Annotated in this window: 3 protein-coding genes; 2 read left to right on the forward strand and 1 reads right to left on the reverse strand. The window is 64.0% G+C overall.

Features of this window, described 5'->3' with window-relative positions:
• The coding region (locus CLV70_RS38600; RefSeq protein ID WP_158277924.1) for a transposase at window positions 1-234 on the reverse strand (234 nt) is incomplete at its 3' end.
• Between the two features lie 99 nt (window positions 235-333).
• On the opposite strand from CLV70_RS38600, the gene CLV70_RS38605 reads away from it, so the two are divergent.
• Both CLV70_RS38605 and CLV70_RS39495 read left to right on the forward strand, forming a co-directional pair.
• Entirely contained in the window at window positions 334-2,961 is a 2,628-nt protein-coding gene (locus CLV70_RS38605; RefSeq protein WP_483880091.1) for an RHS repeat-associated core domain-containing protein, read from the forward strand.
• 6 nt (window positions 2,962-2,967) lie between these two features.
• Window positions 2,968-3,501: a hypothetical protein gene (locus CLV70_RS39495; protein WP_146164359.1), complete on the forward strand. Its 534-nt coding sequence runs from the start codon at window positions 2,968-2,970 to the stop codon at window positions 3,499-3,501.
• The last annotated feature ends 622 nt before the right edge of the window (window positions 3,502-4,123 follow it).

Raw genomic sequence — 4,123 nt, forward strand, 5'->3', positions numbered from 1 at the left:
CTCCCGTTCCAGCGCGGCGATACGTTCGGCGTCGCTGCTGGTCGTGCCCGGCCGTACGCCGGCGTCGGTCTCGGCCTTCTTCACCCACGTGCGCAACGCCTCCGGATGAACCCCGAGCGACCCGGCGATCCGCTGGATCGCCCCGACCGCGGACGCCGGATCCCGGCGGGCCTCGACCGCCAACCGGGTCGCACGCTCACGCAGATCATCGTTGTACTTCTTCGGTGCAGGCATCGCCGGTGTTCCTCCAGGTTTCGATGTCTCCATTCAACCCGGGGCGCAACAATCACCGGGTACGACAACAACTACAAGCCGACCGGCACGGACGTCGTCATCCCCGCCTCCGAGACCGGGCTTAACGACACGTACCACTTCGACAGCACCTACAAGGCCGACGGGAGCCCCGCATCAGCCAGCTATCCGGCCAAGGGTGGACTGGAAGCCGAGACCGTCAGCTACGTCTACGACGAGACCGTCGCTCTCCCGAACCGGATGACCACCATCTTCGGTACTTCTGAGTTCAGCTACGTCGCCGACACCGACTACAACGCTCTGGGCCAGATCGACAAGCTCGACCTGTATACCGGCCTGTACAGCAAAACCGGCAAGCACACATTCGCGTCGTACACCCACGAGTTGGAGACCAGGCGCCTCACCGGCATCCGCACTGATCGCGAAGCGATCAGCCCGTACACCGTCACCGACATGCAGTACACGTACGACAACGCCGGCAACATCACCCGGATCAAGGACGCGGCTGCCCCCGGTTCGCCGGACTACCAGTGTTTCGGCTACGACGGCCTGCGACGCCTGGGCCAGGCATGGACGCCGGCAAGCGGCGACTGCACCGCCGCGGCAAGCACATCGACCCTGGGTGGCCCCGCGAAGTACTGGCTTTCCTGGAAGTACGACAACGTCGGCAACCGCACGGAGGAACTCGACCGCAGTACCACCACCCCCCGGACCACCACGTACCGGTACCCGGCCCCGGGCACACCGCAACCGCACGCGCTGGCCGACACCACCACGACCGTCGGCACCGCACCCGCCAGCACCATCGCATACGGCCACGACCCCGCCGGGAACATGACCACCCGACCCAAGGCCGGGAGCCCCACGCAAACCTTGACGTGGGACTCCGAAGGGCACGTGGAGACCATCACGGAGGGCGCCGCCACAACGTCATACCTGTACGACGCCGACGGCAACCGCCTGATCAGCTCTGACCCAGCGGGAAAAACCCTCTACCTTCCGGGCCAGGAGATCCGCTTCACGGCCTCCACCGGCGCCCGTACGGGCACCCGGTACTACACCTTCGCCGGGCAGACCGTTGCCTCCCGCAACAACAGCGGGCTCACCTGGTTGACCGCTGACCGGCAGGGAACCGCGCAAACCTCCCTTGACCCGGTCAGCCAGCAGGCCACCATCCGCCGCCAGACACCGTTCGGCGGGACACGAGGCGCCGTCCCCGCCTGGCCCAACACCAAGGGTTTCGTCGGCGGCACCACCGACACCACCGGCCTCACCCACCTGGGCGCACGCGAGTACGACCCGCAGCTCGGCCGGTTCATCTCCGTCGACCCGATCCTGGACCCTGCTGATCCCCAGCAATGGACCGGGTACAGCTATGCCAACAACTCCCCGGTGACCTTGAGCGATCCGACGGGTCTGATCCCCTCGGACTGCCGCGAGTTCGACTGCTACGGCTACAGCCCAGGCAAGGGATGCCCTGGCGGTTGCGGCACCCCCGAAAACATCGAGTGGGGTCGTAACAACGGCAAGACGTCGACGAAGCCCAACTCCAAGCGCAAACGCTACAGCGGCCGGACACCGGATGGACGAAGGGTTCCCGACAAAAGTAGGGGCGAGCGGTGGACCCTACAGGACTACGCGGAATTTCGGTACAACACGTCGTACGCAGACGCCCTGGCCAATCACTTGGTCCAGCAAGACCTGTGTACCGACTTCGGCGAGATGTGCGGTGGCCTGGAGGAGCCCACCGGAATCAGCGTGTCTCGCATGCTGGAAGGCGGCGTGGCGCTGCTCACGATAGCGGCGGGCCCGGAGATCCTCGCGGCGTGCGCGGTCGCACCGATGGCCTGTGCCTACGGCGTGGCCGATGATGCTGCGGCTTTCTACGGTTCGGGAAGCCTGGTCGGCGGTGTCGGCATGGGGTTCGCCGGCAAGACCTCCACGGCCGGTCGCGCAGGCGAAGCCTGCAGCTTCAGCGGTGACACCCAGGTACTGCTCGCCGACGGGACCAGCAAGAAGTTCGAAGATCTGGAGAACGGCGATCTGGTCCTCGCGAAGGACCCAGAAAACGGCAATGAGGGCGGTCGGCTCGTCGAACAGGTCTGGGTACACATCGACGATCTGTATGAACTGTCGGTCGACGGCAAACGGCTGGTCACCACGGAGGACCACCCATACTGGAACGCCGAGGACCGGGTGTGGGAACCCGCGGACGAACTCGATGACGGCGATCGTCTGCAGGCGTCGGACGGACACCGCGTCCGCGTGGGAGGCCTAATCCGGGGAAGTCACCGGACGGCCTTGGCCTACAACCTGACCGTTCAGGACCTTCACACGTACTATGTGCTCGCTGGCAAAACGCCAGTGCTCGTACACAACTTCGGGTGCGGTGGTGTTGGCGCGAAGCGGGGTCCGAAGCCATCGGGAACAGGTCCGCACAACCTTAAGATTGAAGCGGTCGGACGGTCTGTTACCGATGGGGAGATCATCGCAGGTGGCGGCGTGCTTCCGGAAAGGGCGATTGCCACGCCTGGCGGATTCAAGGGATCTCGCCGCCCGGATATTCTCGTTCGTCGCCCCGATGGCTCATTGTATGGAATCAACGTCGGTAAGCAGGCGGCAAGCGGAGCTCCTATCAAGCGAGAAGCGCAAGCTGTCTCGGATCTTGAGGGAGCGGGAATCGAAATGCACTTTGTGCCGTATAATTGAGGCGTTATGACAAAGATTTCCATTCAGTTCCACGCTGGTCGGGACGAGATCGCTACCTGGTTAGCCGATTGGGCGAAAGAGTATAGACTGGCCGTTGCTGTCGAGTCATTTCTTCCCCAGTACAGCGCGCGTTTGTGCGACGTAGCCGACCTTCCCGTCGAGCTTGCCGGTTCATCCGAGATCAACCGAGTTTCTCTCAATCTGTTGCCGATTGACGTTTCGGCTGCGTCAGCGCTTGACTTCATGCGGTCGAATCCGAACGTGCTTACGGTGTCTTTGGGGACGCAGTCGCGAGCCGAGCTTCGTGAGGCGGCGCTAAGCGCAATGACGGATGATGACGAAAGCATCAAAACGTGGCGGGCGATACGCCTTAAGCTCAGGAAGTCGTTGCTTAGCGGCTCTACTGTCGTTAACCCCGTCACCGGGGCAGAGCAACCGGCGAAAGGGCACTATTATTCTAAGGGCGCGCGCGAAATGGCTAACCGTGGAGTTCGCCTACTAGCTTCTGCGGGATGGAATGAGTACCGTTTGGACGATTGAGTCGACCGCATATTGCGCCGACGGCTGGTACAACGCTCATCAAGCCTCGGATCCGACTGCGTGGGAACCGCCGGACAGTCGGAGCGATACCGTCACGAGTTCGAGAAGGCGAAACGTCGACTCGCCTGCTGTTCTAGCGCGACATACCGCGAGGCGGGAGCAGCAGGTCGACTGGGAGGTGGTCTCCGACCCGGATGGGCAGGCGAACCGCGCCAGGGCTCGGCGCGGTTTACCTGCACCGGCAGCACGGTGGGCGGGAACCCCGATGCTCACTTACCGATCACCTTGAAGGGCTACGTCTTCGCCAGTCTGCTGGTCGCCATCACCGTCGGGCTGCGCCTCGAGGCAGCAACCGCCGACCGCCGGTGACCGCATCACCCCTCGCCGCTGTCACGGCCGCGGCCCTTCACCTTGGTGGCGAAGAGCCGCTCCCGCCCGAGTGAGCTTGAGCCGGCCCGCTGGCCGCGGCATCATGCGGCACGCGAGGCTCAGCGCCGCACTACTGAGCTTCTGGGGTTGAGGTCACCCTCAAGTCCACATCGTCACTTTGGGTGATTCCTGCCGGTTCGGGACTGCTGTCTAGTTAGGGCATGCGATACGGGGATGGCGGCGGGGTTGGACC

Origin of the sequence: Pseudosporangium ferrugineum (genome assembly GCF_003002065.1) — a bacterium.
GTDB lineage: Bacteria > Actinomycetota > Actinomycetes > Mycobacteriales > Micromonosporaceae > Actinoplanes > Actinoplanes ferrugineus_A.